Here is a 15286-nt window from a genome sequence, read left to right on the forward strand (position 1 = left end):
TTGTAAAGATTGCTCTATATTTTTCTAAATGTTCAAAATACATTGTTTTTCAGAATTTTAACTTATATAATGGCATCTAAATACAATTCTTTAGAGGGGTGGACAGTATTATGAATGAAATTCAAGTGGGATTATTAGGCCTTGGAACAGTTGGCAGTGGTGTGGTTCGTATTATTACGGATCATCAAGAACGTCTTATGCACCAAGTTGGTTGCCCAGTGAAAATAACAAAAGTATTAGTACAAAACATTGAAAAAGAGAGAGAGATTCAAGTACCTTCTACCCTATTAACGAAAAATGCAAATGAAATTATAGATAACCCTAATATTGATGTTGTCATTGAAGTGATGGGTGGTATCGAGGAAGCGAAAGTGTATATTTTACAAGCCTTGAAAAATGGGAAGCATGTTGTTACTGCTAATAAAGATTTAATGGCATTACACGGAGCAGAACTTTTGAAGGTGGCAAAGGAAAATAATGCAGATTTATTTTACGAGGCGAGCGTAGCTGGAGGGATTCCAATTTTGCGAAGCATTGTAGAAGGACTTTCCTCGGACCTTATTACGAAAGTGATGGGAATTGTGAACGGAACAACAAACTTTATTCTGACGAAAATGTCTGACGAAGGGAGAGCGTATGACGACGTGTTAAAAGAAGCGCAGCAGCTTGGATTTGCAGAAGCAGATCCAACATCGGATGTAGAAGGTTTAGATGCAGCAAGAAAAATGACGATTTTAGCTACTCTTGGTTTTTCTACAAATGTAGAACTTGGAGACGTGAAAGTGAAGGGGATTACTTCTATTACAGAGGAAGATATTGCGTATAGTAAAAGCTTAGGATACACAATTAAACTAATTGGACTCGCAAAGCGTGATGGTGAAAAATTAGAGGTAACAGTTGAGCCTACATTACTTCCTAATACGCACCCTCTTGCAGCTGTGCAAAATGAATATAATGCCGTATATGTATATGGTGAAGCAGTAGGAGAAACAATGTTTTATGGTCCTGGTGCAGGAAGTTTACCAACAGCGACAGCAGTTGTTTCTGATTTAGTTGCGGTAATGCAAAATGTACGTCTTGGTGTAACAGGGAATAGTGCGGTTTCCCCGCAGTATGAGAAGGTATTAAAAGAACCGGATGAAATTTTTGTGAAAAAGTTTTTACGTCTACACGTAAAAGATGAGATTGGTGTGTTTGCCAAAATTACATCTCTATTTTCTGAACGCGGTGTTAGTTTTGAAAAAATTATTCAAATGCCACTTGCGGAGAAAGGAAAGGCTGAGATTGTTATCGTAACGCATCGGGCATCACTTGCAGACTATGAATATATTTTACATACACTTACGGCATACGAAGAAGTAGATTGTGTGAAAGCAAACTACCGAATCGAAGGAGATGCTAAGTAATGTGGAAAGGTTTGCTTGCTGAGTATAAGGAGTTTTTACCTATTACGGAAAAGACACCAGCCTTAACATTGCATGAAGGTAATACACCACTTGTTTTACTAGAAAATATTTCGAAACGGTGGGGCGTAACAATTTATGGGAAAATAGAAGGAGCAAATCCGAGCGGTTCTTTTAAAGACCGCGGCATGGTAATGGCGGTAGCAAAAGCAAAAGAAGCAGGAAGTGGAGCAATCATCTGTGCTTCTACTGGTAATACATCTGCATCTGCAGCAGCATACGCAGCTAGGGCTGGGTTATCATGTATTGTGATCATTCCAAATGGTAAGATTGCATACGGTAAATTAGCGCAAGCTGTTATGTATGGTGCTGAGATTATAAGTATCGATGGGAATTTCGATCATGCTTTGCAAATTGTACGTGAGCTTAGTGGTTCATCACCAATTACACTTGTGAATTCTATTAATCCATATCGGATTGAAGGACAAAAAACAGCTGCATTTGAAATTTGTGATGCGCTTGGAGAAGCGCCAGATATTTTAGCAATTCCAGTTGGGAATGCGGGCAATATTACAGCGTACTGGAAAGGGTTCAAAGAGTATCATGAAAGACTTGGTACAGGTTTGCCGGAGATGCGTGGTTTTGAAGCGGAAGGAGCAGCGGCGATTGTGCATGGACATAAGATTGAAGAGCCGGAAACAATCGCAACAGCAATTCGAATTGGAAATCCAGCGAGTTGGGAGCAAGCTGTCCTAGCTGCAGAACAATCTCAAGGTAAAATTGATGAAGTAACAGATAGTGAGATTCTTGAGGCATACGAATGGTTAGCACAGTATGAAGGAATCTTCGCAGAACCTGCTTCATGCGCTTCCCTTGCAGGTGTTTATAAACAACTGCAAAGCGGAGAAATTGCAAAAGGCAGCAAAATTGTAGCAGTATTAACCGGTAACGGTTTGAAAGATCCTAATATCGCTCTTGATACGAAGAGGATTCAACCGGTTACGTTACCGAATGACAAGAAGCTGGTCTATGATTATATTCTGGGAGCGGTCTTTCAGTGAAATAGATGACAAAAAGCCTATTGTAGCGTTAAGTGCTTAATAGGCTTTTTGCATGCGGAGAATTGCTGTACCGATCTGAATAAATGCTTGAATAATCCAGCCTGTTGTAAAGGAAAGAATAATAGTTCCGAAATAAATAGGCCCATCTAACAAGAAACTGAGTGTCAAAAATAATAAGGCTAATGAAATTTCTGTTCTGCGAAATGTCCATTTTTTCTTTTCAGCCATAGTTAAGACGAATGCTTCTTGCGGCGCAGCACAAAGCTGTGTTGATACATAAATTCCAATTCCAGCGCCAACAAATAGATTTCCGCATATAAGTGTTATATATTTTGGGAGTAAGCGAATGGAATCCATAATAGCAGTAATAGAACCAATCCAATCAACAAAAACAGAAATAAGAATCATCGTAACAATTGTCCCAATTGTAATATGCCTTTTATTGAGAAAGAGTACAATAAGTGTGAAAGCAAAGTTAATCATAAAAATCCAAAAGCCAATGCTAATTCCAAAGTTTTGATATAGAGCGATAAAAAATGAATCATAAGGACTAAGACCAAAGGAGGTAATCGTTGTCATCATATTAATTCCAAGAGATAGAATGAGTAGGCCACTAATAAAAAATATATAGTCTAGTTTTAGACGTGTCATATGTTTTAAATCCTTTCTAAATGTATTTGCTAAGAAAGGATATATTGTGGAAAGCTTACCAGGTCAATAGAGAAATTTTATGAAAAGGGGAGATCGAAATGACCAATATAAGAAAGATTGCTGAATTGGCTGGAGTATCTGTATCAACTGTCTCACGTGTACTTAATAATCATCCGTATGTGAATGAACAGAAACGAAAAGAGATTTTAACCATTATAGAAGAGTTAAATTATATACAAAATGTGAATGCGATTCATTTAGTGAAAGGAAAAACAAATGTAATTGGTGTTTTATTGCCACATGTAAATGATCAATATTATAGCGCTATTATTGAGGGGATCTCGAAAAAAGCTGCAAAGAATAACTATCATATGATGCTTTGTCAGACGAATTATAGTGAAGAACGGGAACTTGAAATTTTGCAGATGTTAAAAATGAAAAAGCTTGATGGAGTCATTATATGTTCCCGGACAAATGATAAGGAAAAGCTTGAGGAGTATACGAAATTTGGGCCAATTGTAGTGTGTGAAGAAATAGATTCGCAATTCATCTCGAGCGTACATATTGATTATTATAAGGTGTTTTCACAAGGAATGAAAAACTTAATAGATGCTGGTCATACTCGTATTGGATATTGTATTGGAAGAGACAATAGTATTAATAGTCAAAAAAGAAAACAAGCGTATGAGGATGCACTGCAACACATTTCTATTACACCTGCAGATAACTGGAGTTTTAAAGGGTGTTTTACGGTGGATGACGGGCGTAATGTAATAAGGGAATGGATGAAGATGTCTGTCAAACCGACAGCATTCCTTGTTTCTTGTAATCATATTGCAGCAGGTATGGTAACAGAAGCAAAGAAACATAGGATCCGTATCCCTGAAGATCTTACGATTATTGGGTGTGATGACCAAGAAATAGCAGATGTATTAGGAATTACAACGATTAGTCATTCTAGTAAAGCAGTTGGTGCAAAAGCATTTGAAATACTATATGAGAAGATAAAAGATGAAAAAATAGATGTGAAGAATATTGAACTTGTGCCACTATTAACTACTCGTGAAACGACATAGGGTATGAAGTGTGAAAATCGCTTTTCAAGAGGGCGTTTGGTATAATTATGGACAATCTATGAGGGCTAAAAGGGGTTTTGGTATGAGATCAAAATTAGTAAAAGGAATTTTACTCATTACAATCGCATCTTTTTGTTTATTTGCATATGGCTTTATTTCAGGGATTAATGATGTATTGAATCCGAAAGCTTCAAAGTTAACTACGAAGACAGAACAAAAACAAGTAAAGGGGAAACAGCACCCTGGAACATTACAAGTTGTTAGCTTAGGTGATTCATTAACGCGTGGTGTCGGTGATAAAGAAGGAATCGGTTATGTTGGCCGATTGAAAGAGAGTTTGGAAAAGGATTACAAACAAAAGGTTGCGTTAACGAATTTAGCTGTTAGTGGTGCGAAAATGCCAGATTTGTTGAAACAAATAGAAGGTAGTGGCGCTCAGTATTCAATTAAACAAGCCGATGTAATTGTTTTAACAATAGGGGGAAACGATTTATTTCCAGGGTGGGAATCCCTTGGGAAGATGGATTTAGAAACGTATCGTCCTAGTATGGAAACATTTCAAAATCAGGCGAAGCAAATGTTAACTGAAATTCGAAAGTTGAACCCAGATAGTCCGATTTTCTGGCTTGGTTTGTATAATCCTTTTGAGGATGTTGAAGATTTAAAAGGTTCTTCATCTATTGTTGTAGATTGGAATACATCTTTAGAGAAATTAGCGATAGATAATAAAAATGTATACATTACACCAACGTTTGATCTGTTTCAAAATCGAGGGAAAGAATTGTTATACTCAGATCATTTTCATCCGAACGAAACAGGTTACTCATACATGGCAACTCGGTTATTACAAAATGTTGTAAGCAAGCTGGAGCTACATGGAGGTGAGGCGAAATGACGATTATATTATCAGTACGAGATGTGAAAAAGGTAATTGGAAAAAAGACGCTGGTGGAGAATATATCATTTGATGTGAAACAAGGCGAAGTATTTGGGTTTTTAGGGCCAAATGGAGCCGGGAAAACAACAACGATTCGGATGTTAGTAGGTCTGATTAAAGCGACTGAAGGTACAATTTCTATTGGTGGTTATCATATTAAAGAGAACTTTCGCGAAGCGATGCAACAAATTGGGAGTATCGTTGAAAACCCAGAGCTCTATACATATTTAACAGGATGGGAAAATTTAAAGCAATTTGCACGTATGATTGGCGGTATATCAGATGAACGTATTTTAGAGATTGCAAAAATGGTTCATTTAGACGAACGTATTCACGATAAAGTGAAAACATATTCTCTTGGTATGAAGCAACGCCTTGGAATTGCACAGGCTCTCCTTGGAAACCCGAAACTTCTTATACTAGACGAACCAACAAACGGTCTCGATCCTGCCGGTATAAGGGAAATGAGAGAATTTATACATAAGCTTGTAAAGGAAGAGAATATGAGTGTCTTTATTTCGAGTCACTTATTAAGTGAAGTTCAAATGATATGTGATCGTGTTGCAATTATTCATAAAGGAAAAGTGATTACGGTTGCGCCTATTGAAGAGTTGATAAAAACTGCAAGTGATCGTGTCGAATGGATTGTCACGCCACTTTCAAAGGCGAAGAGTATTTTAGAAACGGAAGAGAACGTAAGTGAAATTAGTGTAGATAACGATCGTTTATTATGCAAAATGGACATTGCGACAATTAGTGTTTGGAATAAACATTTTGTAGAAAACGGCATTGATGTACATAGCGTAAAAGAGCTTGTATTTACGCTAGAAGATTTATTTATTGAACTCACAAGGAGTGAGCAACATGCGTGAATTTGCAAACCTCGTTTTAAATGAGTCCGAAAAAATTTATCGAAAGAAACGTATTTTTGTTGTAATGCTTATCTTAGCAATTTTGATTCCTTTGTTTGTTTATGCACAGTATCGTGAAGTGCAGACAACGCAAAAGCGTCTTGGGACGGACGATTGGAAGGTAGCGCTTCAGCAGCAAATTGTGGATTCACAAAATCGTTTAAATAATTCTAGGTTACCAGAAGAATGGCGGGATTGGCTGAAGGTAAGGGTGGAGCAGCAACAATATTATTTGGATCATAATATTAATCCAACCGCACCAGGAGCACCGACGTTCGTAAGAGCATTCATCGAACAAGGGATTACATTGTTTATTCCACTACTTGTCATGATTGTTGCAATTGATATTGTTTCAGGGGAAAGAAGTGATGGAACGATGAAAATGCTTCTAACGCGGCCGATTAGACGCTGGAAAATTCTCCTCAGCAAGTACGTAACGATGCTGTTATTTATTTCATTGATTTTGCTCTTTGTTGGTATTTTTTCCTATGTATTATCAGGCATTGTATTTGGTTATGCAGGGTGGGAGTTACCAGTACTAACTGGATTTGTAATCGATAAAGAAACATTGAATACAAATTTCGTCCATCTTATTCCGCAGTGGCAATATATTTTAATGGCATATGGGCTTGCATGGTTTGTTGCAATTGTTGTGGGAACAATATCTTTTATGGTTTCTGTACTAATTCGTAATACACCAGCTGGTATGGGGATCATGCTGGCAGCATTAATTGCAGGCGGTATTTTAAGTTCCTTTGCAACATCTTGGGAAGGAGCAAAGTACATTTTTAGTGTGAATTTATCACTGACAGATTACTTATCAGGGAAATTACCAGCATTGCAAGGTTTATCGATGAGCTTTTCCTTAATGAATTTAACAGTTTGGGCCGCAGTTTCTTTGCTCATTTCATTTGTCGTATTTACGAAGCAAGACATGATTAATTAAATAGGATAGGACGTGAAAAGATGGAGCAGGTTTTAAAGAATGACTGGGAGCCGTTATTGGCACCGGAATTTGAGAAGACGTATTATCAAACACTAAGACAGTTTTTAAAAGAAGAATATAGCACACATGTTATTTATCCGAATGCAAATGACATTTTTAACGCATTGCAATATACAAGTTATTCAGATACAAAGGTTGTCATTTTAGGACAAGATCCATATCATGGGCCAAATCAAGCACACGGTTTAAGTTTTTCTGTACAACCGGGGGTAAAGACACCGCCATCATTGCAAAATATGTACAAAGAATTACAGTCTGATATTGGTTGTGAAATCCCTAATAACGGTTACTTAGTAAAATGGGCTGAGCAAGGTGTGTTATTACTTAACACAGTGTTAACTGTTCGACAAGGAGAGGCAAATTCTCATAAAGGAAAAGGATGGGAGTATTTCACAGATCGTGTGATTGATCTTTTAAATGAACGTGAAAAACCGGTGATTTTTATATTATGGGGCCGCCATGCACAAGCGAAGAAAAAACGAATTACAAATTCAAATCACTATATTATTGAATCTGTACATCCAAGTCCTTTATCAGCAAGAAGAGGTTTCTTTGGAAGCAAGCCATTCTCAAAAGTAAATGGCTTCTTATCTAGCATAGGAGAGAAGGAAATTGATTGGCACATTCCAAATTTGTAGGGGCTTAGAGGATCAAATTTATGATCGGGTACATTATATGTGTATAATTTGATTTCTCCATATATTGTTGTTAGCAAAGTGGAAAAGAGTGGATCGCCTACTATATATAGGAGATCCACTCTTTTTTTGTGTACATCAAAAAAATAATTATTTTCCTAAAATAATTATTTTTGTTTTTTTTTATATTCATTTTCTCTCTTTATTTTCACCTGGGATGGAACAGAAAGAGCCTCTATAAATGATTTTATGCTTCCTCTTATTCAAAGAATAGGTTAATCCATTTTGAAGTGAGTCTACATTACATGTTTTTTTAAAATATCAATTTAATTTTCGGAATAATGAAGAATCAGTTGGAATTGAAATTTAACAGTATAATCTTATATGTAAAATGGGAGTGTGAGAGTTTTATAGAAAAGGAGCATGCGAGAGTGAAAAGAAAGCGGTATTTACATATAGCTACAGCTATAGCAGGTCTATTCCTTGCCCCAGTTGCAGTATCTGCAGCTGCAGATACTTTTACGCAACGTGGCGGGACAGTCCATTACAATTGGGGATACAATAGTCCGAAATCAGGAGTATCAGCAGATCATTTTACAGCTAATTTTGATCAATCAAAATCTTTAAAGGCTGGGGATTATTTTATCCATACGTTGGCGGATGATCGTGTAAAAGTATCATTCGATGGAAAGAACATTATTGATCGTTGGTACGATGCAGGTGGAAAAATTGATCGTGGTCTTGTTACGAATGTAAAAGAAGGGAATCATAATATTCAAACAAAGTTCTATGAAAATACAGGACAAGCAGCTATATTTTCAGATATCGTTCCCTTTGATCATTGGTTAGCTTATTATTATCCTAATAAAAATTTAGAAGGCTATCCAGTAGATGCGAAAGTCATTGCACCAAAAGGAACAGAAAAAAGACTTTTTGAAGATAACGGTTATGGTTCACCGACTGGGAAAGTTCCAGCAGATCAGTTTTCAGCACGTTATACGACTGTAAAACGTCTTCCAGCTGGAGAGTATGTTATTCGTGGCCGAGTTGATGATGGAGTTCGTGTATTCATTGATGGAAAGCTAGTACTCGATCGTTGGGGATCTGGTTGGTTAGAAGAAGATGCTCGTAAAATTCGTATTGACGATGGGACTGCAGGCTGGGTATTTGGCCAAGGAAATGAAAAAGATACGCATTTAATAGAAGTTCAATATTTAGAAGAAAGTGGCGCGAGTCAAGTTGACTTTAGTATTCAGCCATATAAAGAAGAAATAAAGTCAAAGAGCTGGATTGGTGAATTTTACAATAATAAATCACTACAAGGTGACGCAGTTGTAATTGGTGGAGATAAATCTGCCAAAAAAATAGACTCCATGCATTTTAACTGGGGATATGGAGCACCACATTCATCTATTTCAGCAGATCGGTTTTCAGCGCGTTTTACAAAGGTAGATCGTTTTGAAGAAGGCGATTATATGTTTACCGCTAAAGCAGATGATGGTGTACGCGTATATGTCGACGACAAACTCGTTATTGATTCTTGGAAACCGAGTGATAATGAAATCCGTAAAGTGAAAGTACCGATGAAGGCTGGAGATCATAAAATCAAGGTGGAATACCTGGAGGAAAGCGGAAATGCAGAGGTGCACGTAGACTATAAAAAAGCTCCCGGACCATTTCAGCAAAAGGGCGGAGATGTCCACTATAATTGGGGATATGGTAGCCCTACTGCAGAATATCCAAATGATGATTTTTATGCTAATTTCGATCAATCACGCTCGCTAAATGCTGGGGATTATTTTATCCATACATTAGCAGATGATCGTGTAAAAGTATCGTTTGATGGAAAGAACATTATTGATCGTTGGTACAATGCAGGTGGAAAAATTGATCGTGGTCTTGTTACAAATGTTTCACAAGGAACTCATAACATTCAAACAAATTATTATGAAAATACAGGACAAGCGGCTATTTTCTCAGATATTGTGCCTTTCGATCATTGGTTAGCTTATTACTATCCTAATACAGATTTAGGTGGTTATCCGGTAGATGCGAAAGTCATTGCACCACAAGGAAGTCAGAAGAAGTTGTCTGAGAACAACGGGACAGGTGCACCGACATCGAAAGTTCCTGCAAATAATTTCTCAGCACGTTATACAACTGTAAAGCGTCTTACAGCAGGTGATTATGTAATTCGCGGCCGTGCAGATGATGGAATTCGCGTCTTTATTGATGGGAAATCTGTCTTAGATCAATGGCCTGCAAATGTCTCCACTGAATATGCTAAGAAAATTCATATTGAGGATGGAACAGCGAATTGGGCATTTGGGAAAACAAGCCAAAAAGATACTCACTTAGTGGAGGTTCAATATTTAGAGAAGACGGGTTCAAGCAATGTTGAATTTAGTATTGAGCCATATAGTCAAACTAAGAATTCTTCTAGCTGGTTAGGTGAATTTTATAACAATACAAGCTTGCAAGGTGATTCAGTAATTATCGGTGGGGATCAGGCGATAAATAAAATTCAAACGTTGAATTTTGATTGGAAATACGGTTCGCCAGTTTCAGGAATTCAGGCTGATAATTTCTCAGCGCGCTTTACAAAAAATGAGTATTTTGAAGCGGGTGATTACACGTTCTCTGCTAAAGCAGATGACGGTGTACGCGTATATGTCGACAATAAACTCGTTATTGATTCTTGGCAAAAGAGTGATGGTGGCATTCGTAAAGGAGATATTTCTTTAAGTAAAGGGAATCATGCGATCAAAGTAGAGTATTTCGAAGGTGATGGTGCAGCGAATATTTTACTAGATTACTATATTGGAAAACCGTATGAAAAACTCGATTTACGTAAACCATCGAGAGTAACAGCGCAAGAAATTGATAACTATATGAGCAAAAGAACGAATGGAGACAGTCCATTAATTGGTTATGGCCAAGCCTTTATTGATGCACAAAATAAATATGGTGTAAATGCTTTATTCTTAGCATCTCACGCTATTTTAGAATCTGGTTACGGAAAATCACTTATTGCTTATCGTAAACACAACTTATTTGGTTTGCGTGCAGAAGACTCTGATCCATTTGGATTAGCGAGATATTTCCCTAATTATAAGGACAGCATTAACTATAATGCTGCCTATGTAAGAGCTTATTATTTAGAGCCAGGTGATTGGCGTTATAAAGGGAATACGATAACAGATATTAATGTAAACTATTCAACAGATAAAGAATGGGGTACAAAAATTGCGAATATCATGGAAGGAATTCATTCGTATAATCGGGCTGAATATGATGGAGTTAAGATCGTCTCTAAAAATAATGAAACGGTTATTGACTCTCATAAACTTCCGAAAGATATTCCATTTAAAACCTATAAAGAAAATACAAAAGGAAAAATTCTAAAAACAACAGATGATTTCCGCACAGATCCATATCCATATCAAGATAATAAAAAATGGAAATTGCAAGCGGGAACGATAGTAGATGTATTAAGGAAAGACCCGAATAATTGGTATGAAATACGTGTAAACAACCAAACAGGTTGGGTTCGTGAAAGTAATCTACAAGTTGTTGAAAATCTTGATCCATTAAATGGAAAAAATATTATTATCGATCCAGGACATGGTGGTATTGATGATGGGCATTCTGGTACACATAATGGATTAACAGAAGATGAAGTTGTATTGGACACTTCATTGCGTGTTCGAGAGTTATTCCAAAAGAAATCTCCATTCCATGTATTGTTAACGCGTGAAACAGATTCAAGACCTGGTAATACAGCGGCAGAATCATTAAAAAAACGTGTTGAATTTGCGCAGCAAAATAAAGGTGATATATTTGTAAGCATTCACGCCAATGGTTTTGATGGAAGTGCACATGGAACGGAAACATACTATTGGTCTTCTGCGGCAAGATCTAACCCTAACACGGAAGAGAGTAAGATTCTCGCTGAAAAAGTGCAAAAGCGACTTGTGAACGCTCTTGACACAAAAGATCGTGGTGTAAAACATGGTGATCTATACGTTGTTCGTGAAAATACGATGCCTGCAATTCTTGCAGAACTTGCTTTCATTGATAATCCAGAGGAAAATGAAAAGTTAGGTTCAGAATACTGGAGACAACGTGCAGCAGAGGCGATCTATTCAGGAATACTAGATTATTATGAATGGAAAGGCGTTAACGTCGCATCTTATCGATTATAGTATGAGATTACCTATAATTTTCAAAGTGAATATAGAGGATTAAGGTTAAATAAAGATAAAGGCTTATCAAGGAAAAGGTAATATACCTGCTTGATAAGCCTTTTTTTGTTACTTAATTTTGTTCGTTCTTCAGTTTTGCGTCTAGTATAAACGTGCCAAATGGAATTACAGATGCAATAAATGCACCGATTGCCCATACAATTGATTTGCGGTGTACGATTGTAACTTGAATTACTGCAAAGATAAATAGTATAAATAGAACGCCGTGAGCCATACCTGTAATTTTAACGGCAGTAGCAAATCCCGCGAAATATTTTAACGGCATCGCTACGAATAATAGTAGTAGAAAGGAAATCCCTTCGACTAATCCAATTGCTCTTAATCTTCCGATTGGTGTAGATAACATAAATTAACCTCCTCAATGTAAGCTTGTATATAGTAAATTTGTATTCTTTTTCAAAAAAAATAGTCTGTTTGTTTCATTATATCCGAAAATAAAGTTTACACTATAGGAATGTTGTAAAGTTCGAAATAAATTCACAAAGCTATGTGAATTTAAATAAAACCCTATTTGACTTCAAATAGGGTTTGTGAATGATTAAGCGACTTTAGGCAGGAGAAGGGATCTGATCATGTGGAGCGATTAGAGCCTTTTCTATCCTTATTCCAATTAAAAACAAAAGGAGAAAGCGAGTGTAAGTTATCTTTTGTTTTTAATAGTCGCAACTTATATATTTAAACAAGAACTTCGGTTTTTAGTACGAATTGCTCTACAACTTTGGCAACGCCGTCATTCATGTTTGTGTCCGTTACGTAGTTGGCAATTTCTTTAATATCATCCGGAGCATTGCCCATAGCAACACCGAGACCAGCAAATTCAATCATTGCTTGATCGTTGTAGCTATCGCCCATTGCGATTACTTCTTCACGTTTAATACCAAGCCTTTGAATTAATTGGTGTAAACTTGTTCCTTTTGTTACACCAGCTTCTGTGAATTCTAAGAAAAATGGCTTAGAACGCATTACACTTAATTTACCTTCTAGCTGTTTTTGAAGCTTTTGTTCCACTTCTATAAGGCGCTCAGCTTCTTTATTCATTAATACTTTCACAACTGGTTTTTGTACGGCTGCAGTAAAGTTATCTACTTGGATAATTGGCATGCCTGTTAGTTGTCCTTCAATTTCTGTATATGGATTATTTTCCTCAGTTACGATGTCATCACCGATATAGGTATGAATCCAAACATTTTCCCTTTTACTGATTTCATATAGGTTGTGAACGATTTCAGGGGATAATGTACTACTGAATAGTTCTTCGTCTGTTTCGCAGTTAATAATTTTTGCACCATTAAACGATAGTATGAAACTTCCGTACTCTTCTAAACGAAGTTCCTTTGCAATGTGGCGCATACCAAACGTTGGGCGACCTGAAGCAAGTACGACTTTTACCCCTTGTTCTTGAGCGGTCATTAAAGCTTGTTTCGTACGATCTGAGATCGTATGATCATCGCGGAGTAATGTATCATCTAAATCTAAAACAATCATTTTATAGGACATATAAAAAGTTCCTTTCTTTGTTAAAGTAATGGTTGATATTGCTATATAAATACAAATTGAAAAAACGACATAAACCATTCTTTTTAGATGGGAGAGAGCATCCGCCCATGCATCGAAGCGGTCAGCCCCTCTTCCTGCCCCATGCCAAGTGAAAACAAAGAGAGAAAATGAGTGTAGTTCACTTTTGGTTCTTCATAGCAGTGGGTTATGTGCCCTAAAATCAAAATGGATTTATATAGAAGTATTCTAGCAATGTGATAGGTAATAAATAGTAAGACATCAGGCCTCTTTGAAGATATATAAATATAAGTTAAAAAACCAATATAAAATTGCTCTTTTGAGGCGAAAATACGTTCATGCATAGAAACGATTAGAGTCTTTTTCTATCCCCCTACCAAGTAAAAACAATTTTGTTTTCAAAGAATGATCATGGGCATATTGCCCATGATCATTCTATTCTATCGTAACAACTCTGAAAGTAGAGTGCAATAATGGAAGTTTTCCAATTTACGATAGCTGTTTTTCCTTTGAACGGGAAAATAAAATTTCAAGTAAAATAGCCATGACAGAGCCAAGTACAAGGCCGTTGCTGAAAAATGATGCTAAAGATGGCGGAAGGGTAGAAAATGCTTGTGGTGGAACGAACATAACCCCGATTCCTGTGAAGAGGGATAGACCAGCAACGCGGAATAAACGCTCTTTATTTTCCACAGTGCCATATTCACGGAAAGCAAGGCCAATCATACTTGCAAATACAGGGTAAATAGCTGCGTATCCGACAGCGACAGGAATAGCTGCAAAGAACGATGTAATCTTTGGAAATATACTAATGAGAATAATTACGCTTGATCCAAGTATGAAAGGCAGTCGTTTATAAATATTTGTTGTTGCGATAAATCCGGCTGATCCAGAAATAGCTACCGGCCCAATTGCGGAGAACAAGCCCCCTAACAATTGATTAATCCCTGTTATGATACCGGCATGTTTAAAGCGATTTTGTACTGCATTCTCCTCATATTTAGAGACAACTTTTTGTACAACACGAATGCTTGCTAACATGTTCGTTAGGAGTAACAATGTAACAAAGATAACGGTAATTGCCATATTCCATTCAAGGCGAGGTGTTCCAAATACGAATAATGATGGCAGACGGATAATATCGGTTACTGGTGTAATAGGATTAGATAATCCGAAAAGTGCAAACAAAATCCACCCGAAAACAATGCTGAAAAGAACAGAGTATTGTCCGATAATAGGTAGCTTCATAATAAAAAAAGATAGTAAAATAACAATGAGTGAAAGGATAAATACATTTGGTTGTACTTCAGTATGTTTTCCATCAAGACCAAACATTCCTTTTAGAAAAGAACCGCTAAGCTGGGCAACGAGAAGAAATAAATATGTCCCAATTACTGTTGGTGTAAAATAACGGACGAGCTTATCAATTAGTCCAAAAATGCTCAGAATGATACAAATTATACCACTTAATAGAAAAGCGTATTGCAGGACACGAAGTGTTTCATTGTTTGATCCAAATAATACAACACCTAATCCTGCATAAAGTGAGAAGATTCCCCACCAAAGGCCAGCGGGTCCTTCTTGAATAGGTAGTCTATGGCCGAATATCGCTTGCAGGAGACCAGCGAGACCAAGAACAAATAGTGTCCGTTGAACAAAGGCAATTGCTTCAGCGCCTTCAAGTCCATAACTGGTTGCAACGCTAATTGGTACAATAAGACTACCGGCTAAAATAAATAGTGCCCACTGCAGGGCGGAAAGAAATGTTTTCATTATATCAACCTCTTTCATAGATTCCGCTTCTAGTATATACGTATTTTATTTCC

10 protein-coding genes and 3 pseudogenes are annotated in these 15286 nt (G+C 36.9%); 9 read left to right on the forward strand and 4 right to left on the reverse strand.

Annotated features, from left to right (window positions below):
* Positions 1-110 precede the first annotated feature (110 nt).
* The gene (locus tag ACX5JI_RS20305; protein ID WP_459502845.1) at positions 111-1406 is read left to right on the forward strand and encodes a homoserine dehydrogenase; all 1296 of its coding nucleotides are present in this window, start codon (positions 111-113) and stop codon (positions 1404-1406) included.
* On the forward strand, positions 1406-2464 hold the full coding sequence (thrC, locus tag ACX5JI_RS20310) for a threonine synthase (protein ID WP_459502846.1): 1059 nt from the start codon (positions 1406-1408) through the stop codon (positions 2462-2464). The genes ACX5JI_RS20305 and thrC overlap by 1 nt, the downstream gene beginning before the upstream one ends.
* Before the next feature lie 17 nt (positions 2465-2481).
* On the opposite strand, the pseudogene ACX5JI_RS20315 reads toward thrC, so the two are convergent.
* Positions 2482-3115, reverse strand: a pseudogene (locus ACX5JI_RS20315) (YczE/YyaS/YitT family protein).
* Positions 3116-3213: 98 nt separating this feature from the next.
* On the opposite strand from ACX5JI_RS20315, the gene ACX5JI_RS20320 reads away from it, so the two are divergent.
* The 7 genes and pseudogenes from ACX5JI_RS20320 to ACX5JI_RS20350 all read left to right on the forward strand — a co-directional run.
* Positions 3214-4191 carry a LacI family DNA-binding transcriptional regulator gene (locus ACX5JI_RS20320; RefSeq protein WP_459502847.1) on the forward strand — a complete coding sequence of 326 codons (978 nt, stop codon included), beginning with the start codon at positions 3214-3216 and terminating at the stop codon, positions 4189-4191.
* Positions 4192-4201: 10 nt separating this feature from the next.
* The gene (locus ACX5JI_RS20325; protein ID WP_459502848.1) at positions 4202-5086 is read left to right on the forward strand and encodes an SGNH/GDSL hydrolase family protein; all 885 of its coding nucleotides are present in this window, start codon (positions 4202-4204) and stop codon (positions 5084-5086) included.
* A complete protein-coding gene (locus tag ACX5JI_RS20330; RefSeq protein ID WP_459502849.1) occupies positions 5083-6000 on the forward strand; it encodes an ABC transporter ATP-binding protein in 918 nt (305 codons plus the stop codon). The genes ACX5JI_RS20325 and ACX5JI_RS20330 overlap by 4 nt, the downstream gene beginning before the upstream one ends.
* A complete protein-coding gene (locus ACX5JI_RS20335) occupies positions 5993-6985 on the forward strand; it encodes an ABC transporter permease (protein ID WP_459502850.1) in 993 nt (330 codons plus the stop codon). Before ACX5JI_RS20330 ends, ACX5JI_RS20335 begins: the two co-directional genes overlap by 8 nt.
* A 20-nt stretch (positions 6986-7005) precedes the next feature.
* Positions 7006-7683: a uracil-DNA glycosylase gene (locus ACX5JI_RS20340; protein ID WP_459502851.1), complete on the forward strand. Its 678-nt coding sequence runs from the start codon at positions 7006-7008 to the stop codon at positions 7681-7683.
* A gap of 338 nt (positions 7684-8021) precedes the next feature.
* Positions 8022-10937 (forward strand): annotated as a pseudogene (locus ACX5JI_RS20345) (PA14 domain-containing protein); the annotation flags it as partial.
* 204 nt (positions 10938-11141) lie between these two features.
* Positions 11142-11885: pseudogene (locus tag ACX5JI_RS20350) on the forward strand (N-acetylmuramoyl-L-alanine amidase); the annotation flags it as partial.
* 112 nt (positions 11886-11997) lie between these two features.
* On the opposite strand, the gene ACX5JI_RS20355 reads toward ACX5JI_RS20350, so the two are convergent.
* From ACX5JI_RS20355 to ACX5JI_RS20365, 3 genes are all read right to left on the reverse strand, one after another.
* Positions 11998-12291: a DUF3817 domain-containing protein gene (locus ACX5JI_RS20355; RefSeq protein ID WP_459502852.1), complete on the reverse strand. Its 294-nt coding sequence runs from the start codon at positions 12289-12291 to the stop codon at positions 11998-12000.
* Positions 12292-12620: 329 nt separating this feature from the next.
* Positions 12621-13442, reverse strand: a complete 822-nt coding sequence (locus ACX5JI_RS20360) for a Cof-type HAD-IIB family hydrolase (RefSeq protein ID WP_459502853.1) — start codon at positions 13440-13442, stop codon at positions 12621-12623.
* 507 nt (positions 13443-13949) lie between these two features.
* The gene (locus ACX5JI_RS20365) at positions 13950-15233 is read right to left on the reverse strand and encodes a purine/pyrimidine permease (RefSeq protein ID WP_459502854.1); all 1284 of its coding nucleotides are present in this window, start codon (positions 15231-15233) and stop codon (positions 13950-13952) included.
* Positions 15234-15286: the final 53 nt, after the last annotated feature.

It is taken from the genome of Bacillus sp. C1 (assembly GCF_054570475.1).

What these genes read in the sequence shown, in the direction of transcription:
- ACX5JI_RS20305 (WP_459502845.1), top strand. Translation starts at nt 111, where the DNA reads ATGAATGAAATTCAAGTGGGATTATTAGGCCTTGGAACAGTTGGCAGT.
- thrC (WP_459502846.1), top strand. Translation starts at nt 1,406, where the DNA reads ATGTGGAAAGGTTTGCTTGCTGAGTATAAGGAGTTTTTACCTATTACG.
- ACX5JI_RS20320 (WP_459502847.1), top strand. Translation starts at nt 3,214, where the DNA reads ATGACCAATATAAGAAAGATTGCTGAATTGGCTGGAGTATCTGTATCA.
- ACX5JI_RS20330 (WP_459502849.1), top strand. Translation starts at nt 5,083, where the DNA reads ATGACGATTATATTATCAGTACGAGATGTGAAAAAGGTAATTGGAAAA.
- ACX5JI_RS20335 (WP_459502850.1), top strand. Translation starts at nt 5,993, where the DNA reads ATGCGTGAATTTGCAAACCTCGTTTTAAATGAGTCCGAAAAAATTTAT.
- ACX5JI_RS20340 (WP_459502851.1), top strand. Translation starts at nt 7,006, where the DNA reads ATGGAGCAGGTTTTAAAGAATGACTGGGAGCCGTTATTGGCACCGGAA.
- ACX5JI_RS20355 (WP_459502852.1), bottom strand. Translation starts at nt 12,291, where the DNA reads ATGTTATCTACACCAATCGGAAGATTAAGAGCAATTGGATTAGTCGAA.
- ACX5JI_RS20360 (WP_459502853.1), bottom strand. Translation starts at nt 13,442, where the DNA reads ATGTCCTATAAAATGATTGTTTTAGATTTAGATGATACATTACTCCGC.
- ACX5JI_RS20365 (WP_459502854.1), bottom strand. Translation starts at nt 15,233, where the DNA reads ATGAAAACATTTCTTTCCGCCCTGCAGTGGGCACTATTTATTTTAGCC.